Below are 24,716 nucleotides of genomic sequence, written 5' to 3'. Positions count from 1 at the left end.
AGGGGAGAAGGTCGATGCGAATGTTCATCACGGCAGCGCCTGTGGGCGCCGTTCCACAGCAAGCCCTGGCCCGGGAGCCGAAATTCCTGCCTGCCCGGTCGGTTGAGGCCGCGGACGCCCAGGGCATGGGCCTGGCCCATCGGCTGGCCGCCGATGGCTGGGAGGCGGTGCCGACCGGCGGCCTGGGGATCTGCGACAGCCTGGACGCCCTGCAGGTGGCCAGCGCGGCGGACGGGCCCGAGGCGCCGAGCCGCCGCCTGGGCGACGTGGAGGCACGCCGGCATCTGCCGGGTGTGGCCCTGCACCGCATCGCCTCGGCGAAGACGGCGCGCGAGCTGGTGCTGACGCTCACCTCCCAGGGTTGGGACGTGGCGGGCGCCGGCGATCTGGCATGGCGCGCGGAAACGATCGAGACCTACCTGCCGCCCGCATTGGTGGCCGCGTTGCAGGCCGAGGCGCCGCAACTGCTGGACACCCTGCGCGAGCGCGGCTGGGCCGACCACGGCGCAGGCCATTGGAATCCGGGCAGGACCGCATCGCCGCACCTGCCCATCGCACCCGAAGCCATCGTCGCGCAGAGCGTGGCGGCCGTGCGCGAGGGGGCCGCCATCGTGCACCTGCACACGCGGGACTGCAGCGGCCAGCACCCGGTGCACGTGCCCGGGGTGGCCGTGCCGGTGCGCCTGGGGCGGCAGGCCAACCACATCGACGAGGCGCAGTACGCGGCGATCGTGCCCCGGCTGCACCAGGCGGCGCCTGCCGCCATCCTGAACCTGTCCACCAGCGTGCGGGGCGGCGCCGCCGACTTCGAAAGCCCCGTGCGCCGGGTGCATCTGCGGGCCTATGGTGCGCAGCAGCGCGCGCCGGAGATGGGCTCCTTCAGCCCCGGGCCGGTGGTCTTCCAGGCGGGGGGCGGCTATCAAAACCCCCCGGCCTTCCTGGCGGCGCAGATCGCGCACTGCCGGCAATGGGGTGTGCGGCCCGAGGTGGAGGTGTTCAACGGCGCGATCCTGGACGGCGCTCTGGGGTCCTATCAGGCCGGCCTGCGTTCGGTGGGTGGGCCGGTGCTGTTCATGCTGGTGGTGGGGGTGGACCAGCACCGGCGCCTGCCCGAGGGCGGGGTGCAGGACGACTCCCTGTTGCCGGTGCAAGAGCGCAAGGACATCCTGCGCCTGTTGGCAGAGGGCTCTGCAGAGGCCTTCGAACAGGCCCTGGCCCAGGCGGTGGCGCGGCTGCGGCCGGTGGTGGCGCGCATCCGCGCGGAGTGCCCCGGCGCCAAGGTGTCCGCCCTCGTGCCCGGCCCGATGATCGTGCTGCTGCCGCGCCTGGCTGTGGCTCTGGGCCTCGACGGCGTGCGGGTGGGCCTGGAAGATGCCCTGAACGTGCCGGATCCCGAGGTGGCGGGCGGCTGGCGCCGCGGCACCACGGCGGAGCAGGTGCGCTATGTGCGCGAGCAGTTGCAGGCCCTGGGGGCCACGGTGTTGACGGCCGAGGAAACGCGCGTGGCGCTGGACATGCCCCACCCCGATGTGGCGCTGCTGCAGGCCGCGATCGCCCGGCTGCAGCCGCTGGCCGCGACCGTGCCGCTGGACCGCCCCCGGGCCATGGCCAGCGCCGTGCTGGCGGCGTTGGCACCGCTGCAGCCCGCCTACGCGGCCCGGGAATCCCGGTTCCTGGACGCGCTGGAGGCCGCGGCCAACCACCTGCCGCCCGATCCGCAGGCACCGGGTGCGGGCGACCTCGCGCTCGCGGCCCTGCGCGACCATGGGCTGTACGCGCGCTTTTTCGTGGAGGAGCGTGATCGCTATCCCCGTGAAGGTGCGGCGGCGTTCCGGCACGTCTATCCGCTGCAGGCCCTGAACTTCGTGCGCGAGTTGCTGGCCGAGCGCCAGCGCCCTGGCGGCCGGTGGGACGCGGCGCTGCAGGCCATGGCCGCCGAAGCGGGCCTGCCGCCCCATGCCTTCCAGGTGCCGCCTGCGCAGTTCAAGGGGCCAGAGGGGCGGTTTCTCGAATTCCTCACCGCCATTCCTTGCCACTACACGGACGACCGCACCGACATCGTCCATACCGCCGTGCGCAGCGAGCCCGGCTACAGCGCCGCCATGGCCGTGCTGTTCGAGGCCATCCACGAGCGGGCGGTGGCCCTGCGGGCCAATTCGGAGGCCGAGCCCAAGAGCGCCGGCATCCGGGTGTACCGGGACGCGCCGCGCAGCGGCGGCCTGGCGGGGCCCATCGACATGGACGTGGCGGCCGTGCAGGGCGCCATCGCCCGCGGCGCATGGATCGTCCTGCCGAGCACGCCCACCACCCACTACCCGGAGGGGCTGAAGCTCTCCACCGGGCTCACGGCCACGTTTGCCCGGTTCCTGGAGCGCACGCAGGCCGCCGCCGAGGTGCTCGGCATCGCGCACGCGGGCCTCGATGCCGACGGCACCGTGCTGATCGAATCCAGCATGCTGCACAACCGCTTCACGCTCAACACGAAGGCGCATGCGCAGGTGGTCAGCCACTCGTCCCGCCTCATCTACGAGCGCGTGGTGCTGCCCCGGCTGGTCGCGTTGCCGCGGGCGCTGGCCTGGACTGCCACCGGGCTGGTGGAGCGCGATGCGGCGGGCCGGCCGCTGAACCGCGACGGGCAGCCGGCGGGGCGGCTCTCTTTCCAGGGCATCGAAGACCTGGTGCGGCTGCATTTCCTGGCGCACAGTTCCGGCATCGCGACCATCCAGCAGATCGACAACGCCGCCCGGGCGGACCTGCAACGGCTGGGCTATTCGGTGCAGGAGCAGGAGGAAATCTTCAACCGCTCCGTCGCCCTGTCGTTCGCGTCGGCCTGCGATGTGAACCTGTCCGTGCTCGGCACACCCACCGTGGACGTCACTGCGCTGAACGATGTGCGCAGCGTGGCCGGCACGACCACGCCGGACTACCTGTGCGGCAGCGGCAACGGGCTCTGGAGCCTGGCGCCGCTCCTGCCGCACCGCGATGACGAGGCGTTCCGCTACGGCAGCGCGCACTGGATCTTGCGCAAGGGCGAGCAAAAGAAGCTGCTGCTCCGCCTGGCGGGCGTGGTGCTGCGGGAAGACCCCGTGCGTCTGCACGACGGGCACTCCATCCGCCGCTACCTGGAAGGCGCGCCCGCTTCGCTGGTCGAACTGGTGGCACTGCTGCAGACCGCTCCCGCCTCGCTGCGCGCCGACATGCTGCTGCGCCAGCATTTCGCACGGCATGGCTCCCCATCACGCCCCGTGTCCGCGGCCCGGGATCGCGCGGCGGACCTGGCCCTGGCCGGTGGTGCCGCCTGATGCGGCGGCGCACCGCATCCGCGAAGGAGACATGACCATGGCCAGGATCGCCATCATCGGGGGCGGCTGCAGCGGCACCCTCGTCACGCAAGCGCTGAGCCGCATGGGCGGCCATGCCGGGATTTCCGAGGTGCTGCTGTTCGACGAGTCCGGCGGGTTCGGCCCGGGACTGCCCTATGGCCGGGACACCAACGACGGCGAGTTCATCCTCAACATGGCTTCGTCGTTGCTGAGCGCACGGACCGGCGAGCCGGACGGGTTCGACCGCTGGCTGCAGCAGCTCTGCGCGGGACAGGCCGAAGCGCCCGGCGGATACGTGCGGCGCTCGCTCATGGGGGCCTACCTGCAGGATGTCGCCCACCAGGCCGAGAGCGCGTTCGCCGCACGCGGCGTGAAGCTGGTGCGCGTGGCGCAGGCGGTGACCGACATCGAGCGCGGGGCCAGTGGCTTTCACGTGGCCACGGCCCAGCATGCCTGGCATGTGGACCAGGTCGTGCTGGCGCTGGGGCATCTCAAAAAGCGGTCGCCGTTTCCGGGCGTGGCGCACTACCACGCGAACCCGTACCACGACCTGGGCGCCATCAAGGCCGAGCTGCCGCGGAACGCACGCATCGGCATCCTCGGCACCAAGCTCACGGCCATCGACATGGCGCTGCTGCTCGGCCGGCTCGGTGTGGAGCGCATCCACATGTTTTCCCATTCCGGCCAGTTGCCCCTGGTGCGCGGCGCCTTGCCCACCACCCCCCTGGTGCGCCCCGAGCACCGCTATGCGGGCGACACGCTGCGCGGCTTCCTGCGCTGGTTCCGCGAAAGCCATCCTTGTGGGCACGAATACCCGGGCCTCATGACGATCCGCGACCCCCTGGTCCGCATCGGCCGGGAGATCGAGGCGGCCCAGGCCGTGCGGGACTGGCAGCTGCAGCTGGACGCCACCAAGGAGGACATCGACCGCTACTGGACCGCGCTGCGTCCGGACCAGAAGCGCCGGTTCTTTCGCAAATACCAGGGCCTTTGGATGAGCTACCGGCACCCGATGCCGCTGGACAACGCGCGCAAGATCCAGGCGCTGCTCCAGGCGGGCCGGCTGACCGTGCATCCCGGCTACCGGGCCACCCGGCTGGCGGAGGGCCGGCCGGGATTCCAGGTGGAACTGGCCGGCGGAACGCTGGCGCTCGACGGCATCCTGGATGCGACCGGCGTGGCCGGCAACCTGGCGCGCATCGATTCGCCGCTCATCGAGAACCTGATCGACCGCGGCTTGGTCCGCCAGCACGAACTGGGCGGCATCGCGATCGATGCGCAAAGCTTTCAGGTGCTGGGCCAGCCCGGCCTGTTCGCCATCGGGGCGCTGACCCAGGGCGCGCTGTTCTACGTGTCTGCCATCGAGCGGCTTTTGCTGCACGCCCAGCGCATCGCGGGGCAGCTGAGCCGCTCAGCCGCCCCGACGGCGGTCGGAGACCGCGAGGCGTTGCCGCCCCGGGAGCGGGTGGCGGTGTAGCGCCGCCGGTATGGGCCCCATGCGCTGCGGCGCATGAAAGGCGCCGTGCCCGGCGTTAAGCTGCCGCCATGCAAATCTACCGCTCCGGCCTGCTGCGTTTCGACGACGACCATTCGGCCCTGTATGAAGAAGACGGCCTGCTGGCCATCGGCCCCGATGCCCAGGGGCGCCAGCGCGTCCAGGCCGCAGGCGCCTGGAACACCTTGGCGGCCCATTACGCGCAATGGCCGGTGGTGCATTGGCCCGGCCGCATCATCGCGCCGGGGTTCGTCGACATGCACGTGCATTTTCCGCAGACCGACGTGATCGGCTCGCCCGCCGACGGCCTGCTGCCCTGGCTGGAAAACTACACCTTTCCGCACGAGTCCCGCTTTGCCGATCCGGCCTATGCCGCCGGCGTGGCCACCGTGTTCCTGGACGAATTGCTGCGCAACGGCGTGACCACCGCGCTCACGTTCGCCACCTCGCACCCGGCGTCGGTGGACGCGCTGATGGGCGAGGCGCAGGCGCGCGGACTGCGCCTGATCGCCGGCAAAGTGCTGCAGGACCGCCACTCGCCCGATGGCGTGCGCGACCAGACCGAACAATCCTTGCGCGACACCGAGGCGCTGATCCGCCGCTGGCACGGCCAGGACCGGCTGGGCTATGCCATCACGCCGCGGTTCGCGCCCAGTTGCACCGAAGCCCAGTTGCGCGGCGCGGGCGAACTGGCCGCGCAATACCCCGACGTGTGGATCCAGTCGCACGTGGCCGAGAACCTGGACGAGATCCGATGGGCCCGCGAGCTGTTTCCCGCCGCTCGCAGCTACCTGTCGGTGTACGACGATTTCGGGCTGATGCGCGAGCGCGCCGTGTACGCCCACTGCATCCACTTCGACGATGCCGACCGGGCGCTCATGCGTGACACCGGGGCGGTGGCGGCGGTCAGCCCCACCAGCAACCTGTTTCTGGGCAGTGGCTTCTTCGACTACGCCGGGGCCGACCGGGTCGGCTTTCGCTACGGACTGGCGAGCGATGTGGGGGGCGGCACGAGCTTCAGCCCGTTCCACACCATGCTCGCCGCCTACTACGTGGGGCGTGAAGGGCAGACGAAGCCCGGCCTGTCGCTTTCGCCGCAGGCGCTGTGGTGGCAGCACACGGCCGGCGCGGCGCGCGCGCTGGGGCTGGCGGGCGTCATCGGCAACCTGCAGCCCGGGTGCGAAGCCGACTTCGTGGTGCTGGACCCGCGCGCCACGCCGCTGCTGGCGCGCAAGACCGCGCACGCGGCCAACCTGGACGAACTGCTCTTCGCGATGATCGTGCTGGGCGACGACCGGGTGATCGAGCGCACCGTGGTTTCCCAAGCCGAATAGGCCCCTGGCGCAGGTTGCACTAGCGCAGGTCGCTATGAAAAATATAGTGCCTGCCCGCGCGTCCTCTCTACAATGGCGGCCCAGCAGGAGTGAGCAATGAGCATCAAAAGCGACAAGTGGATTCGCCGCATGGCGGAGCAGACCGGAATGATCGAGCCCTTCGAGCCGGGCCAGGTCCGTGAGGCGGAAGGCCGCAAGATCATCAGCTACGGCACCAGCAGCTATGGCTACGACATCCGCTGCGCGCCGGAATTCAAGGTGTTCACCAACATCCACAGCACCGTGGTGGACCCGAAGAACTTCGACGAAAAGAGCTTCGTCGACTTCGAAGGCGACAGCTGCATCATCCCGCCCAACAGCTTCGCGCTGGCACGCACGGTGGAGTACTTTCGCATTCCCCGCAACGTGCTGACCATCTGCCTGGGCAAGAGCACCTATGCCCGCTGCGGGATCATCGTGAACGTGACGCCGTTCGAGCCTGAGTGGGAGGGCTATGTCACGCTGGAATTCAGCAACACCACGCCGCTGCCGGCCCGCATCTACGCGGGCGAGGGATGCGCCCAGGTGCTGTTTTTCGAAAGCGACGAGGTTTGTGACGTGAGTTACAAAGACCGGGGCGGCAAATACCAGGGACAAAGCGGCGTCACCCTGCCCAAGGCCTGAGGCGGGCCTGATTTTCCGGGCGGTGGAGTCCTACACCGCCACGGCTTTTTTGCCGTGAGCGGGGGCGGCTACGGTTTTTTACGATTCAGCCAGGTTCTGTGTTGCATCCGGTTGGATGCTGTAAATCCCACGCAGAACGCTGCCTGAGGAGCCCACCATGCCTGCCACCCACCACGCCGTATCGTCGCTCCAGGCCGAGCGCACGGGCCTTTCGCATGTGCTGCACGAGGCTTCGGGAGGCAGTACCCACCGGTGCTACTGGCCCGCCGAAGCGCTTGATGCCTTCCTGCTGCAGATGGCTGCCCGTGGCCATTGCATCAGCGCCGCGATGATGCTCGGCGACCGCACCTACGCCCTCCAGCAGATCGAAATTGCGCGCGCCCTTCCGGGATGCGCCCTGCAAGCCCTGGTGCAGGAGTTGTCCGGGTATTTCGAAGACGCCGAGCCCGCCGCCGCCAGCGTGCATTGGTGCACGCGTTGATCCAGGCAGGGAGCGCCTGAAGGTCGGCGCGTTGCGTGGATGCCTCTGGGCCGGCCGCGTCCTACGCCCCCGCAGGCCATCGACCGGGTTTTCGACCCTGGCGCGCTGCCTAGCATCCCACCCATCCATTTCAGCCCCATCCGCAAGAGACTGCCATGCACGACGATTTCCATCCCCCTATGTCCTCCGCACCCAGGCTTCGCCCCTGGCCCATCGTGATCGGCAGCGTGGTGATCGCGGCGCAACTCGTCGCGCTGGGCTGGGTGGTGCAGGGGCAGGTGCAGCAGGCATCGGAGCGCCAGGCGCACTGGGCGCCCCGGGGCCTGCAGAGTTCACCGGCCACCTATGCAGCGGTGGACGCGCCCTCGTTCAGCGAGCCGCAGCCTTGATGGCGTCGCGAATCGACCCATGGGAACTGCTGCCCGGCGTGCGGCACGGGCGTAACATCCGGCGCACCGCATCCGCAGGTGCGAGCAGGAGAACCGTATGAAATGGGAAGGCAACCGCGAGTCGGACAACGTCGAGGACCGCCGCGATGGCGGCGGCGGTGGGGGCATGCCGGTGTTCGGCGGCCGCAGCATCGGCATCGGCACCATCGTGGTGGCGTTGCTGGGGGGCTGGATTTTCGGGATCAATCCGTTGACGATTCTGGGACTGCTGAGCGGCGGCGGAGGCGCTCCCGCCCAGGTCCAGCAGGCGCCGGCACACCGCCCGCCGGCCGACGACAAGATGGCGCGCTTCGTCTCCACCGTGCTGGCCGACACCGAAGACGTGTGGACCGACATCTTCCGGCAGGGTGGCAACGCCTATCAGGACCCGAAGCTCGTGCTGTTCCGTGGTTCCACACCCACTGCCTGCGGCACCGGCCAAGCGGCGATGGGCCCGTTCTACTGCCCCGGCGACCGCAAGGTGTACATCGACCTGGGCTTCTATGAAACCTTGAAGAACCGGCTGGGCGCACCGGGGGATTTCGCCCAGGCCTACGTGATCGCCCACGAGGTGGGCCACCACGTCCAGAACCTGCTGGGTATCAGCGCCAAAGTGGACCAGATGCGCGGCCGCGTCAGCCAGGTGCAGTACAACCAGCTGTCCGTTCGCCTGGAACTTCAGGCCGACTGCTTTGCCGGGGTCTGGGCCCACCATGCCCAGAATGCCCGCCAGATCTTGGAGCAGGGCGATGTGGAGGAGGCCATGAACGCCGCAGCCAAGATCGGGGACGACGCCCTGCAGCGGGCGGGCGGCGGCGCCGTCGTGCCGGACAGCTTCACCCACGGCACCAGCGCGCAGCGCCAGCGGTGGTTCCATGCAGGCCTGGAAAACGGCAGCGTGAAGGCTTGCGACACGTTTTCGGCCCGCAGCCTGTAGTGTGAACGCCGCAGTGGAAGCGTTCACCCTGCAATGCCTGGGGTGGCGTTTGCGCTTTTACAGCCATCGTATGGTGCTATGAATTGAATAGCATCGTGCCTTTGGCACACGAATGCCTACCCGAAAAAACACCCCGTTCAGCCCCTGGTGCGACAATAGCGGGCTAAATGACAAGTTCTTTCTCCAATTTATCGCTGGCTGAACCGCTGGCACGCGCCGTGGCCGAAATGGGCTACGAGTCCATGACGCCCATTCAGGAGCAGGCCATTCCGGTCGTCTTGACTGGCAAGGACGTGATGGGTGCGGCCCAGACAGGCACCGGCAAGACGGCCGCCTTCTCGCTGCCCTTGCTGCAGCGCCTGCTCAAGCACGAAAACAGCTCCACCTCCCCCGCCCGCCATCCGGTGCGCGCCCTGGTGCTGCTGCCGACGCGGGAGCTGGCCGACCAGGTCGCCCAGCAGGTCGCCCTGTACGCCAAGTACACCAAGCTGCGCAGCACCGTGGTGTTCGGCGGCATGGACATGAAGCCGCAGACGCTGGAGCTGAAAAAAGGCGTGGAAGTGCTCGTGGCCACGCCGGGTCGGCTGCTGGACCACATCGAAGCCAAGAATGCGGTGCTGAACCAGGTCGAGTACGTGGTGCTCGACGAAGCCGACCGCATGCTGGACATCGGCTTCCTGCCCGATCTGCAGCGCATCCTCTCGTACCTGCCCAAGCAGCGCACCACGCTGCTGTTCAGCGCCACGTTCTCCCCCGAGATCAAGCGCCTGGCAGGCAGCTACCTGCAAGACCCGATCACGATCGAAGTGGCGCGCCCCAACGAAACGGCTTCCACGGTGGAGCAGCGTTTCTACAGCGCCAACGACGACGACAAGCGCCGCGCCATCCACCAGGTGCTGAAGACGCGGGGCCTGAAGCAGGCGTTCATCTTCGTGAACAGCAAGCTCGGCTGTGCCCGGCTGGCCCGCAGCCTGGAGCGCGAAGGCCTCAAGACCGCGGCGCTGCACGGCGACAAGAGCCAGGACGAACGCTTGAAGGCGCTCGATGCCTTCAAGCAGGGCGAAGTCGATCTGCTGGTGTGCACCGACGTGGCGGCACGCGGACTGGACATCAAGGATGTGCCGGCCGTGTTCAATTTCGACGTGCCGTTCAATGCCGAGGACTACGTGCACCGCATCGGCCGCACGGGCCGCGCAGGCGCCTCGGGCCTGGCGGTCACGCTGGTGTCCAGCAGCGACACGCGCCTGGTGGCGGACATCGAAAAGCTCATCAAGAAGAAGATCGATCTCGAAGCCCTCGAGTACGAGGAAGACCGCCCCCGCGGCCGCATCAACGACGGTCAGCGCGCGTGGCGCGAGGATGGCCAGCGCGAAGGTGGCCGGCGTGAGCGGGGCGGCGAGGCGCACGACCCGCGCGGCAGCGCGCCGCGCAGCAGCTACCGCGCCCCTTCGGCACCCCGCGATCCGTTCTTCGACAAGCCCTACGAGGCACCGGCCACCGAGGCGGCGCCCCATTGGGAGTCCGCGGCCAAGGCCCAGCCGGCGCGCAGCGGCATCTCGGCCAACATCAAGCCCAAACGCAAGGTGGCGGCCCTGTTCAAGGCCGTGCAGCCCGAAACCGAAACTTCCTCGCAGTGAGCGCCCAGGGCCGATCCGTCGGCCGGGGCCAGACCCGCTCAGGCCCTGGGTGATTTCTTGTTGCCGTTGGGCAGTGGGTGGCCCGTTCTTGTTCAGGCCCCTGGCTTTTGCGCCTCCTCGCAATCGACATGGCAGTGCTCGCGGTCTGCCAACGTGCGGCCAAAGCGGACCGCGCTGAGGCAGCCTCCCCACACGCAACCGGTGTCCAGCGCCAACAGGTTGGAGCGGTTCATCCAGCCCAGGGTGGACCAGTGCCCGAATGCCACCAGCCCGTCCTGCGTCTTTCGGCCCGGTGCTTCGAACCACGGCATCAGGCCGGCGGGGGCAGCGCTGGCACCCTCGCTGCTCTCGAAATCCATGGCGCCCTCGGGGGTGCAGAAGCGCAATCGGGTGAGGGCATTGACGATCACGCGCAAGCGGTCCGTCCCGGTCAGCGTGGGGTCCCAGCGGTCGGGCGTGTTGCCGTACATGGCGTGAAGGAATGCGGGCATGTCGGCACCGCGCAGCACGGCCTGCACCTCGTCGGCATGCGCCAGCACCTCCTGGGCCGACCACGAGGGCAATACGCCCGCGTGGACCATCAACAGGGGCTCTCCGCCATGCACATGCTGGCGTGCCAGCGGCTGATGGCGCAGCCAGTCCAGCAGGGCCTCGCGGTCGGGTGCCTGCAGCACCTGGTCCAGCGTGTCGCGGCGGGAAGGCTTGCGGGCCCCGTGGGCGGCCGCCAGAAGATGCAGGTCGTGGTTGCCCAGCAGGCTGCGCAGGCTGTCACCCTGCTGCATGCAGCGGCGCAGCACGGCTGCGGAATCAGGGCCTCGGTTCACCAGGTCGCCCAGCAAATAAACCGTGTCGCGGCTGGGAGAGAACCCGATGTGGTCCAGCAGGCGCTGCAATGCCGTATCGCAGCCTTGAATATCCCCGATGCAGTAGAGCGCCATGGCGTTTCCGAAGGTGGTAAACCCGCATTGTCGCGGCTGCACGGAGTTGTGCCAGGTAATCGCCCAGGCCGGGATAGCCCAGCCGATGCAAATCGGGGCGCGCGCTTCGATATGGCTGAGCTGGCAGAGTTCCCCGAAATTCCAGAAATCGATGGGTTATTCAAGAGGTGGATTGCGCCCGCTTTCTCTGCACGATATTGAAAGATACCTATAATGCGGCCTTCGTTATTAATCTCCGCACACTACCATGAGCACTAGCTACAAAGACCTGCTGAAACAGCGTGAAGAACTTGAGCAGCAAATCGGCGAAGCACGTCGCCGCGAACTTTCCGATGCCATCAATCAGGTTCGCAATCTGGTGGCGGAGTATGGCCTGACCGCCCAAGACGTATTTCCTACGGGCCGCGCCCGCAGTGCCAGCGCCGGCGTCAAAGTCGCTCCCAAATATCGCGATCCTGCGACGGGCCAGACATGGACGGGCCGTGGCAAGGCTCCCAAGTGGATCCAGAACCAAGACCGCGAGCAATTCGCCATTTGATGGGCAAACCTTGAATTCCAGATCCCGCGCAGACCTTGTCGGCGCTGCGGATTGGCAAGAGCAGCCCACGCAATAAACAGCCCGCCTTGGCGGGCTTTTTTCATGGCCACGGAATACCGTTCCGTTTGGTGGGGCGGCATGGGCATCCATGATGTGTGTCTTGGCTTCCCGTTCATGGGTGCACTGAGTGCTTTCTGCGTTGCGTCTTGTCTCGAAATCCCAACCATTGGGAATTGTCTTCACCTTCATCAGGGGTAGTGCTGCACAGCGATTAATTTCAAGAGAGATGATTCAATAAAAACGGAGATTCCACGGTGCGGTATTTCATTAATCGAAATGGCCCGCGGTATATGGTTGCGCACTTACTCGCGCTGCGGTTCCCATCGCGTAGGACGGCAGGCCTTGTGATCGGGCGTTTTGCCTGGAGTTTGGCGGTGGACTCTCTGAAATGTCGTGCATGCGATTACCCCACGATTGCATCGATATGTAGGACTGCCAGAATAGGTGCTCTCGTCCCCACAGGAGTAGCACTACATGGCCTCGATGTCACCCCCGGTTTCCCGCCACGCGTTCGCATCCACCCTGAAGAATTTCACGACGGGGTCCGGTAAAAGCGGCAAGTTCTATTCGCTCCCGGCACTGGCCAAGCAATACCCGTCGATCAAACGGCTGCCGGTTTCGATTCGGATCGTTCTGGAATCGGTGCTGCGCAACTGCGATGGCCGCAAGGTCACGGCGGAACACGTGGAGCAGTTGTCGCGCTGGCAGCCGGTGGCCGACCGCAAGGACGAGATTCCCTTCGTCGTGTCGCGCGTGGTGCTGCAGGATTTCACCGGAGTGCCTTTGCTGGCCGATCTGGCCGCCATGCGCAGCGTGGCCCAGCGCCTGGGCAAGAAGCCCAAGAAGATCGAGCCGCTGGTGCCCGTGGACCTGGTGGTGGACCACTCCATCATGGTGGACCACTACGGCACGAAAAAGGCGCTGGACCTGAACATGAAGCTGGAATTCCAGCGCAATCGCGAGCGCTACGAATTCATGAAGTGGGGCATGCAGGCATTCGATACCTTCGGCGTGGTGCCGCCCGGGTTCGGCATCGTCCACCAGGTGAATCTGGAATACCTGGCGCGGGGGGTGCACAAGAGGGCCGATGGCGTGTACTACCCCGACACGCTGGTGGGCACGGACAGCCACACGACCATGATCAACGGCATCGGCGTGGTGGGCTGGGGCGTGGGCGGCATCGAGGCCGAGGCGGCGATGCTGGGCCAGCCGGTGTATTTCCTGACCCCGGACGTGGTGGGCTTCGAGCTGACCGGCCAGTTGCGCGAAGGCGTGACCGCCACCGACCTGGTGCTCACGGTGACCGAGATCCTGCGCCAGCACAAGGTGGTGGGCAAGTTCGTGGAATTCTTCGGCGAGGGCACGCGCACGCTGTCGCTGCCCGACCGGGCCACCATCGGTAACATGGCGCCCGAGTACGGCGCGACGATGGGCTTTTTCCCGGTGGATGAAAAGACCATCGATTACTTCAAGGGCACCGGCCGCACCGACAGCGAGATCGAAGCGTTCGAGGCGTATTTCCGCGCCCAGGGCCTTTTCGGCGTGCCGCTCGCCGGCGAAATCGACTACTCCAAGATCGTGCGCCTGCACCTGGGCGATGTGACCCCCAGCCTCGCAGGACCGAAGCGGCCCCAGGACCGGATCGAGCTGGGCAACGTGAGCAGCGACTTCGTGTCGCTGTTCAGCAAGCCCGCGGCGGAAAACGGCTTCAACCGCCCGGCCGAACTGCTGCACACGCGGCACCACATCCACCGGGGCGACGAAGGCGTGAGCGAGGCGGTCCCGGCGGAGAAGCCCGCCCCTGCGGGTGGCCCGCGCTTCCTGGTCGAGATGGAGCACAACAAGCCGCCGCTGGCGGTCACGCATGCCGATGCCGCCGTGCGCCTGCCGACCAAGGGGGTGGACCCCACCATCGGCAACGGCGATGTGCTGATCGCCGCCATCACGAGCTGCACCAACACCTCCAATCCGAGCGTGCTGCTGGCCGCCGGACTGCTGGCCAAGAAGGCCGTGGAGGCCGGCCTGAAAGTGCGGCCGCACATCAAGACCTCGCTCGCGCCAGGCTCCCGCATCGTCACGGAATACCTCACCGAAACCGGCCTGATGCCCTATCTGGAAAAGCTCGGTTTCGCGCTGGCGGGTTATGGCTGCACGACCTGCATCGGCAACGCCGGCGACCTGGCGCCCGAGCTGAACGAAGCCATCACCGGCAACGATCTGGTCTGCGCGGCGGTGCTGTCGGGCAACCGCAATTTCGAGGCCCGCATCCACCCCAACATCAAGGCCAACTTCCTGGCCAGCCCGCCCCTGGTGGTGGCGTACGCGATCGCCGGTACGGTGCTGCGCGACCTCATGACGGAGCCGGTGGGCAAGGGCAAAGGCGGGCGCGACGTGTACCTGGGCGACATCTGGCCCACCAGCGATGAAATCCACGCGCTGATGCGCTACGCCATGAACGGAAAGGCCTTCCGTGACAACTACGGCAAGGTCAAGACCGATCCGGGCGCGCTCTGGAACAACATCAAGGGCGTGAAGGGCGACACCTACGACTGGCCCGCCAGCACCTACATCGCGGAGCCGCCCTTCTTCGCGCGGTTCACATTGGAGGCCAAGGAGCGTGCGGTGGGCGCGGACGGCTCCAAGGCGTCGGAGTCGGTCGTGGGCGCACGCATCATGGCGCTGTTCGGCGACTCGATCACCACCGACCACATCTCGCCGGCGGGCTCCATCAAGGAGACCTCGCCCGCCGGGCAGTGGCTGCTGCACAACGGCGTGATGAAGCAGGACTTCAACAGCTACGGCGCGCGCCGCGGCAACCACGATGTGATGATGCGCGGCACTTTCGCCAACGTGCGCATCAAGAACCTGATGATTCCGCCCACCGCCGACGGCTCGCGCGAGGAGGGCGGCGTCACGCTGTTCCAGAACGAGGGGGAGCTGCAGGGCACGAAGATGTTCATCTTCGATGCGGCCATGAAGTACATCGCCCAAGACACCCCCACCGTGATCTTCGCAGGCGAGGAATACGGCACCGGCTCCAGCCGCGACTGGGCGGCCAAGGGCACGCAGCTGCTGGGCATCAAGGCGGTGGTGGCCAAGAGCTTCGAGCGCATCCACCGTTCCAACCTCGTGGGCATGGGCGTGCTGCCCCTGCAGTTCAAGGCGGGCGATTCCTGGGAGTCGCTGGGCCTGACCGGCAACGAGACGATCGACGTGGCTCCGGATTCGGAACTCACCCCGCAAAGCGACGCGCTGCTGACGATCCGCCGGGCCGACGGTTCGCGCCAGGAGGTCACGGTCACGCTGCGCATCGACACGCCGATCGAGGTGGACTATTACCGCGCCGGCGGCATCCTGCCCTATGTGCTTCGGCAGTTGTTGACCGCCTGATTGGGGGACATCCGCCCAGGGGGCGAGCGGCCCGATACACTTGTGACGATATGTTCAGGTAACCCGCCGCCGCCATGACCCCCCCTCCCCACCGTCCGGTCACTGCAGCCATCGCGCGGACGCTTTTGTCGGAGGCGCCCGCGGTCACGCTGATGCTGGTGGTGGCGGTACTGGCGCTGCTGCTGGTGCCGGTGGTGCAACTGCTGGGTTCGGGCCTGCAGGGGCTGCACGGCCTGGAGCCTTTCCTCGACATGGTGGTGGTGCTCATCGGCCTGCTGGCCGTGGCGGTGTCCCTGCACATGCTCGACGACACGCAGCAAGGCCGCGCCAATGTGCTCGTGGCGGGGCTGGCCACCGCTGCGGTCTGCAATTTCCTTCACGCCGTCCTGCTGCACCAGATGGAAAGCATGGCGTCCGTCACCCGGGCGAATGTCTCTTCCTATTTCGGCTTGCTGGCCCATGGGGTCGAGGCGCTGACCCTGCTGCTGTTCGCCTTGCGGGTCTCGTTCCACGGGCCCGGCCGGGCTTGGGCCGTGGCCTCGGCCGGCGTGTCGCTGGTGCTCGTGTGGTCCGCCTCCAGCGGGTTGCCCGAGCAGTTTGGACTGGCGCATGGCGAGCGTTTCGCCATGGGGGCGGATGCCTTGCTCGGCAGTGCCATGGCGATGGCCGCCTGGGTCATGTATCGGGTGGACGACACCGCTGGCAACGAGCGCGGCCGGGGGCGCCGGCGCATCATGGCCTGCGCGGCGGCGGCGCTGGCGCTGGCGGAATTCGCCATGCTGCTGTACCCGCTGCACCCGGTCTTCGTCGACACGTTCGCGCACGCCTTGCGCGTGCTGGGGTATGCGCTGATGTTCCAGGCGGTGTTCATCGCCGGCATCCGCATGCCGTTCGCCCGTGCGCGCGAGGCCGAGGCCCGGTTGCTGGAGAGCGAACGCCGCCTGCAGCTGCTGGGCCGCAACCTGCCCGACAGCGTCCTATACCAGCGCGTGCGCGAGGCAGACGGCCGCTGGCATTTCGTGCACATGGGCGATGCGATCGAGCGCCTGAACGGCATTTCGGCCCAGGCGGTGGTGAACGATGCCACCCTGTTCTTCGAGCAGATGGAGCCGCAGGACCGCCTGGCCTGCGCTGCGTCGGACGAGGCGTCCTACCGCACCATGGGCGTCGGCGACTCGGTGGTACGCATGCGCGTGGCCAACGGCCAGTTGCGCTGGATGCGCATGAGCTCCACCCCCCGGCCGCTGGACAAGGGCCGCGTGATCTGGGACGGCGTGCTGACCGACGTCACGGAGCAGCGGGAGGCCCAGGACCTGAGCCGCGCGCACGAGGTGCAACTGGCGAGCCTGCTCAGCCACCTGCCGGGCGGCGTCTCGCGGCTGGACCGCGATCTGCGCATCGTGTACGTGAACCCTTCGCAGGCGCACTGGCTGCGCCGTCCGGTCGAGGAACTCGAAGGCCAGTTCCTCGTGGACGTGCTGCCCGCCGACCTGATGGCCCCGATCCAGCCGCATTTCGACCGGGCGCTTCAGGGCGAGACGGTGGTGTTCGAGCACCGCATTCCCAAAACCCATGGGGCCCAGTTCTGGCACACCACGCTGGTGCCGGAGGTCGCCGCCGATGGCCGCACGGTGGCCGTGGTGGTGTTCGCGTTCGACCTGACCGAGCAAAAGCGCATGGCGCTGGAACTCACGCAGCAACGCACCCGCCTGGCCAGCCTGGTGAGCGCGATCCCCGACGTGGTGTTCCTCAAGGATGCGAACGGCTGCTACCTGTCGTGCAACCCCGTTTTCGAGCGCTTCATCGGGCGGCGCGAGCGCGACATCATCGGTCTGTCGGACGACGATCTCCTACCCGCCGTCGAGGCCCAGCGGGTGCGCCAGCTCGACCAGCGCGCCATGGCTGCCTGGCAGCCACTCGTGTACGAAGAGACCCTGACGTTCCAGGAGGACGGCTACGAGGGCTACTTCGAAACCATCAAAACCCCCATCCGCGACCTGCACGGCCATGTCACCGGGCTGCTGGGCGTGTGCCGCGACATCACCGACCGCAAGAAGGCCGAGCAGCAGATCGAATTGCTGGCTTTCTTCGATGCGCTCACCGGCCTGCCCAACCGCCGCCTGCTGCTGGACCGCCTGCAGCGCGCCAGCGCCGTCTGCCAGCGCAACGGCCAGCTGGGCGCGTTGCTGTTCATCGACCTGGACAACTTCAAGGACCTGAATGACACGCTGGGCCACGACATGGGCGACCAGCTGCTGGCGCAGGTGGCCACGCGCTTGGTGTCATGCGTGCGTGCCACCGACACGGTGGCGCGCTTCGGCGGCGACGAGTTCGTGGTGATGCTGGAAAACCTCGATGCCGGGCTGACCGAGGCAGCGACGCAGGCCGAGCACGTGGCCGACAAGCTCTTGCTGCAGCTCAACCAGCCCTTCATGCTGGGCACCCAGCAGCACTACAGCACGCCGAGCATCGGCATCACGCTGTTCGGCGACCAGCCGCGCAGCGTGGACGAGCTGCTCAAGCGCGCCGACCTGGCCATGTACCAGGCCAAGGCCGAAGGCCGCAACACGCAGCGCTTTTTCGACCCGGAAATGCAGGCCCAGGTGCATGCCCGTTCGCACCTGGAAGCCGATCTGCGCCAGGGTCTGGCCCGCCACGAACTCACGGTGCACTACCAGCCCATCGTGGACCACCGCGCTCAGCTGTGCGGCGCCGAAGCCCTGGTGCGCTGGCGCCACCCGGAGCGCGGCATGATCAGTCCCGGCGACTTCATCCCGCTGGCCGAGCAGACCGGGCTCATCCTGCCGCTGGGGCGCTTCGTGCTCGAATCGGCGTGCGAGCAGCTGGTGCGATGGGCCGAGCACCCCGACACCGCGCGGCTGACCATCGCCGTCAATGTGAGTGCACGGCAGTTCCGGCAGCCGGCCTTCGCGGCCGAGGTGCTGGAGACGCTGCAGCGCACGGGCGCCAACCCCCAGCGGCTCAAGCTGGAGCTGACCGAGAGCCTGCTGCTGGGCGACATCGAGGATGCGATCCAGCGCATGGCCCAGCTCAAGAAGCAGGGCGTGGGCTTCTCGCTCGACGACTTTGGCACGGGCTATTCATCGCTGAGCTACCTGAAGCGGCTGCCGCTGGACCAGGTCAAGATCGACCAGGGCTTCGTGCGCGACGTGCTCACCGATCCCAACGATGCCGCCATCGTGCGCACCATCCTTGCCCTGGCCAAGAGCCTGGACCTGCAGGTGGTCGCCGAAGGGGTGGAAACCACGGGACAACTGGCCTTTCTCAAGCTGCACGGCTGCGAAGGCTTCCAGGGCTACCTGTTCGGCAGGCCGAGCCCGGTGGCCCAGTTCGAACGCGACCAGCAATTGCCGGGCACCCTGCCTGCGGCCGCAGAAGCTGGCATGGCATGAGCGCGCTGTCCACCGCTCCCCCTGCCGCACCCGCCCAGTGCCCTCTGGGAACGGGCGGGGCGCCGGTATCCACCGCCATGGCGGCGCGGCCGCGCATCGGATGGGTGGGCGCCGGCGCGGCACCGGCCCGCGCGGCGATGCACTGGCTGGCCAGCCACCGACCCGACTGGGAAGTGTCCCCCGCGGAATTCGCGGCCGGTAGCGATGGCGTGGCACGGTCCCCCGTGGTCGCGGTGCCGCAGGCCTGCCAGGCGTTGGTGCTGGACCTGGAACGCGGTGCGAACGCCTTGCCGGATTGGGCGGCCCAGGCGCGCACCCAGCCCCTGGTGCTCTGCCTGGACCCTGCGCAGGAGGCGCTCGCCGCGCGTGCCCTGCGCCTGGGGCCCGGGGATTACGTGCTGCGCGCCGAAGGCGGCGCGCACCTGCCGCAACTGGCCCAGCGGCTGGCGGCGCTGCTGCAGGCGCATGCGCCGCACGGTCCGATGCCCGCCGCCTTGCCCGCGCTGCCGTGGCCGGACGAACCCCCTTCGCAGCGCGCGCTGCTGCAGACCACGCTGGCCAGCATGAGCCAGGGTCTGTACACCGTGGGGCCCGACGGCCGCATCACCGTCTACAACGACCGGGTGCTGGAGTTGCTGGAGCTGCCGCGCGAACTGCTCGATGCCCGGCCCACGCTGATGGAGCTCAAGCAGCTGCAGCAAGCGCGCGGCGATTTCGGCGAAAGCGCGGAACTGGTCGATGCGCAGGCGCGTGCCTATGTGCAAAGCGCTGGCGGCCTTCCGTCTCCTGCGGTGTATTGGCGCCGCACGCGCCACGGCCGCACGCTGGAAGTGCACACCACGCAACTGCCCGATGGCGGCATGGTGCGCACCTTCACCGACGTGACCGACCATGTGCGCACCCAGGCCGAACTGCGGGTGAGCGAGGCGCGCTTTCGCAGCCTGAGCGACCTTTCCTCCGATTGGTACTGGGAGCAGGACGCGTCCTTCCGGTTCATCCACTTCGTGGGCGGGCGCAACCCCGTGGGCATGGAGCCCGGCGAAGTCGTGGGGCGCACCCGCTGGGAGCTGGGCGCCCTCAACATGACCGAGGAGGACTGGGCGGCCCACCGCCGGCTGCTCGATGCGCGCGAACCCTTCCGGGAGCTCGAACTGCAGCGGCTGGCATCGGACGGCACGGCCTACTGGGTGTCGATCAGCGGTGTGCCCGTGTTCGACGAGGCCGGTGCGTTCCAGGGCTACCGGGGCGTCGGCCGCAGCATCACCGACCGCAAGCAGGTCGAGGCCGAGATCGAGCGGCTGGCGTTCTTCGACGTGCTCACCGGCCTGCCCAACCGGCGGCTGCTGATCGACCGGCTCTACCGTGCCACGCTGTCCGTCGGCCGCACGGGGCGGCACGGCGTGCTGCTGTTCATCGACCTGGACAACTTCAAGGACCTGAACGACACGCTCGGCCACGACATGGGCGACCGCCTGCTGGTGCAGGTCGCCCAGCGCCTGCAAGGCTGCGTGCGCCAGAGCGACACCGTGGCCCGTTTCGGCGGCGACGAGTTCGTGGTGCTGGCCGAAGGGCTGCCCGCCGAGGCCTGGGCCGCCAGCGCCGATGCCTCGCTGCTGGCGCGCAAGATCGGCAACGCCCTGAGCCTGCCGTACCTGCTGGACGGCATCAGCCACCACAGCACGCCGAGCATCGGGCTCACGCTCTTCGGCGAATCCGCGGGCAGCGTGGACGACCTGCTCAAGCACGCCGACATGGCCATGTACCAGGCCAAGGCGGCCGGCCGCAACGCCGTGCGCTTCTTCGACCCCGGCATGCAGGCCGCCGTCAGTGCTCGGGCCGCCCTGGAAGCCGAGCTGCGCCGCGCGCTGCAGGGGGGCGAGCTGATGCTGCACTACCAGCCCATCGTGGACCGGCGCGGCCAGATGCTCGGCGCCGAGGCGCTGGTGCGCTGGCAGCATCCGCAGCGCGGCATGGTGTCGCCGGGCGAGTTCATCCCGGTGGCCGAGCAGAGCGGCCTCATCGTGCCGCTGGGGCAGTGGGTGCTGGAGCACGGCTGCCGGCAGCTCGTGGCCTGGTCCCGCAGCGCGGCCACGGCGCACCTGGTGCTGTCGGTGAACGTGAGCGTGCGCCAGTTCCGCCAGCCCGACTTCGTCGATCAGGTGCTGCAGGCGCTGCGCGAGAGCGGGGCGCAGCCGCGGCTGTTCAAGATCGAACTGACGGAAAGCCTGTTGCTCACCGACGTGGAGGACGTGATCGCCCGCATGGAAAAGCTGCGCGCGCACGGCGTGGGCTTTTCGCTGGACGACTTCGGCACCGGCTACTCGTCGCTCAGCTACTTGAAGCGCCTGCCGATCGACCAGCTCAAGATCGACCAGGGCTTCGTGCGCGACGTGCTGACCGACCCCAACGACGCGGCCATCGTGCGCACCATCCTTGCCCTGGCGCACAGCCTGGACCTGGACGTGGTGGCCGAGGGCGTCGAAACCACGGGCCAGCTGCAGTTCCTGCAGCGCCACGGCTGCCATGCCTTCCAGGGCTACCTGTTCGGGCGCCCGGCGCCCGCCACGGTGCTGGAGCGGGCGGTGCGGCCCGCGCTCTGAGCCCCGGCGGGGCCGGCACCCGGCCCTTGCGAAGGGCGGGATCATTTCTTCCTTGATCTGCCACGTGTGGGTGCCAGCCCCGCCGCGGGCACAATCGCCCGCATGCAGAAACAACAGGTGTTGGTCGCCGGCGGCGGCATCGGCGGGCTCGCGGCGGCGCTGGGCGCCTCCCGGGCGGGATGGGACGTGCGCCTGTACGAGCGCGCCGAGGCCTTCAGCGAAGTGGGCGCGGGCGTGCAGCTCGGCCCCAACGTCGTGCGCCGGCTGCAGGCCTGGGGCCTGCAGCACCGGCTGCAGTCGGTGGCCGCGTTCCCGGAGCGTCTGCAGGTGCGCAGCGCGCTGAGCGGCGCCGAACTGGCCGTGCTGCCCCTGGGGCCCACGGCCGTGGCGCGCTACGGCGCGGCCTACGCCACCATCCATCGCGCCGACCTGCACGGGCTGCTGCTCGCCGCCGTCACCAAGTACACCGACACGCAGATCTCGCTGGCCCACGCCATCGACCATTTCTCCGATGCCGAGGGCGTCGTCACCGTGCGCACCAGCCGCGGCAAGGAGGTGGAGGGCGATGCGCTGGTGGGCGCCGATGGCCTGTGGAGCCGCACACGCGCCGCGTTGCTGGGGGACGCGCGCCCCCGCGTGACGGGGCACCTGGCCTACCGCGCGCTGGTGCCGCAGCACGCCCTGCCCGACGTGCTGCGCACCCGCCAGGTCACCGCGTGGCTGGGGCCGCGCCTGCATGCCGTGCAGTACCCGGTGCGCCGGGGCGAGCTGCAGAACCTGGTGGTGATCGTGCAAGGGCCGGCGCCGGACGACCTGGAGGGCTGGGACCACGCCGCCAACGCCGCCGGGCTGGCATCGGCGCTGCGCGGTGCCTGCCCCGCGCTGCAGCAGGCGGTGAGCGGCGTGGCCGACGCCGGCGGCGGCTGGCGCCTGTGGCCGCTGTGCGATCGCCCGCCCGTGCGCGGCGCCGACGGCATGGCGCGCGGCCGGGTCGCCCTGCTGGGCGATGCCGCGCACCCCATGCGGCCCTACCTCGCGCAGGGCGCCGGCATGGCCATCGAGGACGCCGCCGAGCTGCAGCGCGCCCTGTCCATGCACGACCTCGACGTGCCCCTGCGCCTGCGCCGCTACGCCCTCAACCGCTGGCAGCGCAACGCCCGGGTGCAGGCGCGCTCCACGCGCAACGGGCGGATCTTCCACGCCACCGGCCCGGTGCGCTGGGCGCGCGATGCCTCGCTGCGGCTGCTGGGCGAGCGCCTGCTGGACGTGCCCTGGCTTTACCGGGGCGATGGCTCCAGTGCCAGCTCCTTGTAGTTTGCTATTGAATTTATAGCGATATGCCCTAGTGTCGATTGCGCTGGAGGCCGATTGGGCTTGAAGTCCTCCCCGACGCGGTGCGCGGATGCGGACTTCCTTCCGGTCTTCCGATCCTGGCGACAGGGCGTCGGCGCGCCGTCAACGCCCCGTGTTGGCATCACGGCAGGAAGTCGGTTCGCGCAGCGCTGTGACCTTTTCGGTTTTGGCGCAGCGATTGCGCTGGACGGAAAGTAGCCTGAGGTGCGCTGCAACTCCAAAGCCGCCAAGCCTTCGGCGCACCTCCATGTTCAACACCATCCATCGCCTTTTCCATTCCCGTCCCCGAACCGGTCCAACGGAACGTGCACCTGCCGAGAACACGCCGCCACGCGGTTCTCCCCGTGCAGCCGAAGGCTCTGGCAGTCCGCTGACCGCGCGGCGCCGTGAAAATGCCCAGGCGGAAAACACCATGGCGCCCCGAAGCTCCGTGGTTGGGCGCGCTTCCAGTTCACCGCCGCGTTCGCCGCTGCATCCGGCCGCAGCGGCGGGTACCTCGTCGGCTGCCCTGGCCAGCAGCGTGGTGCGCGATATCGACGACTGGCTCGAGCGCAGCCTGCCGCTGGCAGACAAGGTGAATGGCAACGTCGACTTCTACGATGACGTTGAAGACAGAGACACGACACAGGATGTCTTGCGAGGGGTGGCCACCGCGATGCGCCGCGTGGCCATGGGAGACAGTTCCAGGCTCGTGGTGGCGTGGGGCCTTCCTGCCAAGACGTTGCCCGATGCGATCGGACGGCTGCAAGGCCTGCTGGAGCTGTCGCTGACCAACACCGGGCTGACCTCGCTGCCTGAAACCCTGGGTGAGCTTCGCCAGTTGCGCCATCTGACGCTGGCCACCAACCAAGAGATGGAGAGCCTGCCGGCGTCGCTGACGGCCCTCCCCAACTTGCACACTCTGCAATTGATCGGGAATTCATTGAAAGAACTTCCCTTGGACTTGGGTCGCATGCAAAGCCTGCGCACGCTCGAGTTGGGTTGCGGGGAATATTCGAGCCTGCCAGCCAGCATCACCGAACTGCGCCACCTGACGCAATTGAGCGTGTCGCACTCTCGGCACATCCGGGAATTGCCCGAAAACATCGGCGACATGCAGGGGCTCCAGACATTGATCCTCCAAGGGAATGCCAAACTGGCGCGTTTGCCCGACAGCGTGGGAGACCTTTCCAACCTGCAGTTCCTGGACTTGGAGGGCACAAAACTGCAGACCCTGCCCCAGTCCCTGGCCCGGTTGCCCGCCAACTGCGTCATCCAGGTGCCCGATCATTTGCGCGGCCAATTGCAGCAAATCCGCCACCCCCAGGCTGCACGCCAAGCGGCGCAGGCGCCCACAGCGAGGATGCGGCCACCGACGACGCCCGCGACCCGGCAGGCTGGACCATCACGGAACCACGGGGCTGAACTCCGGCGTGAGCTCAAGCGCATCGACCCCGACCTGACCGCGCGCTTTGACAAGTGGAGGGCGGGGCTGTCCCACGACGCGGTGATGTTGGGCCGATCGCTGACACGGGAAGACCGGGCCCTTCTGGATCAGATCGTGGCCGAGGCCATCGCTTCTGCCGGGTTTCGAAGCAGCTTCGACCAGTTTTTGAGCGAACACACCCTCAAGGCCGTGGATGCCGATGGCGTGACGCAGGTGCGTGACGGCCCGGCCGTGTTGGGCGACGTCAAAACCGGGTTCTCCAAAATGCTGGAGCACAAGATCATGCATACGCAAGACCCGCGCGCGGCGCTTGACCTGCTGCAGGGCGCTCTTCGCGATCCCGGTCTGGGCATGTCGCGCGAAGCGCTTCTCCACGAAAGAGACCTGCTCGATCCTCGCCTGACGCGCATGTGGGCGCCGTTGCGGGCCTACATTTCCATGCACGACGTCAAGGTAAAAGCCAAGCAGGAAGCCGCGACCAAACTGGCCATGGCGCAGTTCGAGAACGCGGAGAAGGGCGTCATCAGCGAAGCGAAAGCGATGCGGGAGTCTAAAAAGGCGGAGGCCAAAGTGAATGACTCCATCGACCGGCGGGCCCGGGCGCTGGTGGATGGTGAATGGCGCATCCGGTAGGCAGCGCCAGCGCCTTTGGTGCGCTATTGAATTGGTAGCGTCATGCCCTGGTGTCGATTGCGCTGGA

General features: G+C 68.1%; 15 protein-coding genes. 14 read left to right on the top strand and 1 reads right to left on the bottom strand.

From position 1 onward, the window contains the following. The first annotated feature begins 14 nt into the window (after window positions 1–14). From AVME950_RS06865 to AVME950_RS06830, 8 genes are all read left to right on the top strand, one after another. The gene (locus AVME950_RS06865) at window positions 15–3,302 is read left to right on the top strand and encodes a 3-keto-5-aminohexanoate cleavage protein (protein ID WP_284429231.1); all 3,288 of its coding nucleotides are present in this window, start codon (window positions 15–17) and stop codon (window positions 3,300–3,302) included. Window positions 3,303–3,339: 37 nt separating this feature from the next. After that, the gene (locus AVME950_RS06860; RefSeq protein WP_284429230.1) at window positions 3,340–4,800 is read left to right on the top strand and encodes an FAD/NAD(P)-binding protein; all 1,461 of its coding nucleotides are present in this window, start codon (window positions 3,340–3,342) and stop codon (window positions 4,798–4,800) included. A gap of 68 nt (window positions 4,801–4,868) precedes the next feature. Then, complete coding sequence (gene guaD, locus AVME950_RS06855; protein ID WP_284429229.1) at window positions 4,869–6,152, top strand: guanine deaminase; 1,284 nt, start codon at window positions 4,869–4,871, stop codon at window positions 6,150–6,152. 96 nt (window positions 6,153–6,248) lie between these two features. Then, entirely contained in the window at window positions 6,249–6,815 is a 567-nt protein-coding gene (gene dcd / locus AVME950_RS06850; protein ID WP_272564912.1) for a dCTP deaminase, read from the top strand. Window positions 6,816–6,972: 157 nt separating this feature from the next. After that, window positions 6,973–7,296: a hypothetical protein gene (locus tag AVME950_RS06845; RefSeq protein ID WP_284429228.1), complete on the top strand. Its 324-nt coding sequence runs from the start codon at window positions 6,973–6,975 to the stop codon at window positions 7,294–7,296. 155 nt (window positions 7,297–7,451) lie between these two features. After that, window positions 7,452–7,685: a hypothetical protein gene (locus AVME950_RS06840; RefSeq protein ID WP_284429227.1), complete on the top strand. Its 234-nt coding sequence runs from the start codon at window positions 7,452–7,454 to the stop codon at window positions 7,683–7,685. Window positions 7,686–7,782: 97 nt separating this feature from the next. Further along, complete coding sequence (gene ypfJ, locus AVME950_RS06835) at window positions 7,783–8,661, top strand: KPN_02809 family neutral zinc metallopeptidase (RefSeq protein ID WP_284402275.1); 879 nt, start codon at window positions 7,783–7,785, stop codon at window positions 8,659–8,661. Window positions 8,662–8,828: 167 nt separating this feature from the next. Further along, on the top strand, window positions 8,829–10,298 hold the full coding sequence (locus tag AVME950_RS06830; RefSeq protein WP_272564908.1) for a DEAD/DEAH box helicase: 1,470 nt from the start codon (window positions 8,829–8,831) through the stop codon (window positions 10,296–10,298). A gap of 92 nt (window positions 10,299–10,390) precedes the next feature. Here AVME950_RS06830 and AVME950_RS06825 read toward each other — a convergent pair whose 3' ends face one another. Next, complete coding sequence (locus AVME950_RS06825) at window positions 10,391–11,236, bottom strand: symmetrical bis(5'-nucleosyl)-tetraphosphatase (RefSeq protein WP_284429226.1); 846 nt, start codon at window positions 11,234–11,236, stop codon at window positions 10,391–10,393. 247 nt (window positions 11,237–11,483) lie between these two features. Between AVME950_RS06825 and AVME950_RS06820 the strand changes: the two genes are divergently transcribed. From AVME950_RS06820 to AVME950_RS06795, 6 genes are all read left to right on the top strand, one after another. Beyond that, complete coding sequence (locus AVME950_RS06820) at window positions 11,484–11,774, top strand: H-NS histone family protein (protein ID WP_272548868.1); 291 nt, start codon at window positions 11,484–11,486, stop codon at window positions 11,772–11,774. A 534-nt stretch (window positions 11,775–12,308) separates the two neighbouring features. Further along, window positions 12,309–15,224, top strand: a complete 2,916-nt coding sequence (locus AVME950_RS06815; RefSeq protein WP_272564904.1) for an aconitate hydratase — start codon at window positions 12,309–12,311, stop codon at window positions 15,222–15,224. Window positions 15,225–15,298: 74 nt separating this feature from the next. Then, window positions 15,299–18,637: an EAL domain-containing protein gene (locus AVME950_RS06810; RefSeq protein WP_284429225.1), complete on the top strand. Its 3,339-nt coding sequence runs from the start codon at window positions 15,299–15,301 to the stop codon at window positions 18,635–18,637. Between the two features lie 77 nt (window positions 18,638–18,714). Continuing rightward, window positions 18,715–21,237 carry a putative bifunctional diguanylate cyclase/phosphodiesterase gene (locus AVME950_RS06805; RefSeq protein ID WP_502869383.1) on the top strand — a complete coding sequence of 841 codons (2,523 nt, stop codon included), beginning with the start codon at window positions 18,715–18,717 and terminating at the stop codon, window positions 21,235–21,237. A 102-nt stretch (window positions 21,238–21,339) separates the two neighbouring features. Continuing rightward, window positions 21,340–22,551: an FAD-dependent monooxygenase gene (locus AVME950_RS06800; RefSeq protein ID WP_284429223.1), complete on the top strand. Its 1,212-nt coding sequence runs from the start codon at window positions 21,340–21,342 to the stop codon at window positions 22,549–22,551. 286 nt (window positions 22,552–22,837) lie between these two features. Continuing rightward, window positions 22,838–24,649: a leucine-rich repeat domain-containing protein gene (locus AVME950_RS06795; RefSeq protein ID WP_284429222.1), complete on the top strand. Its 1,812-nt coding sequence runs from the start codon at window positions 22,838–22,840 to the stop codon at window positions 24,647–24,649. Window positions 24,650–24,716: the final 67 nt, after the last annotated feature.

The sequence above is a fragment of the Acidovorax sp. SUPP950 genome, from assembly GCF_030158935.1.
GTDB lineage: Bacteria > Pseudomonadota > Gammaproteobacteria > Burkholderiales > Burkholderiaceae_C > Paracidovorax.
Note: the sequence above shows the minus strand (reverse complement) of the source record. Positions and strands in the feature narration are given on the sequence as shown.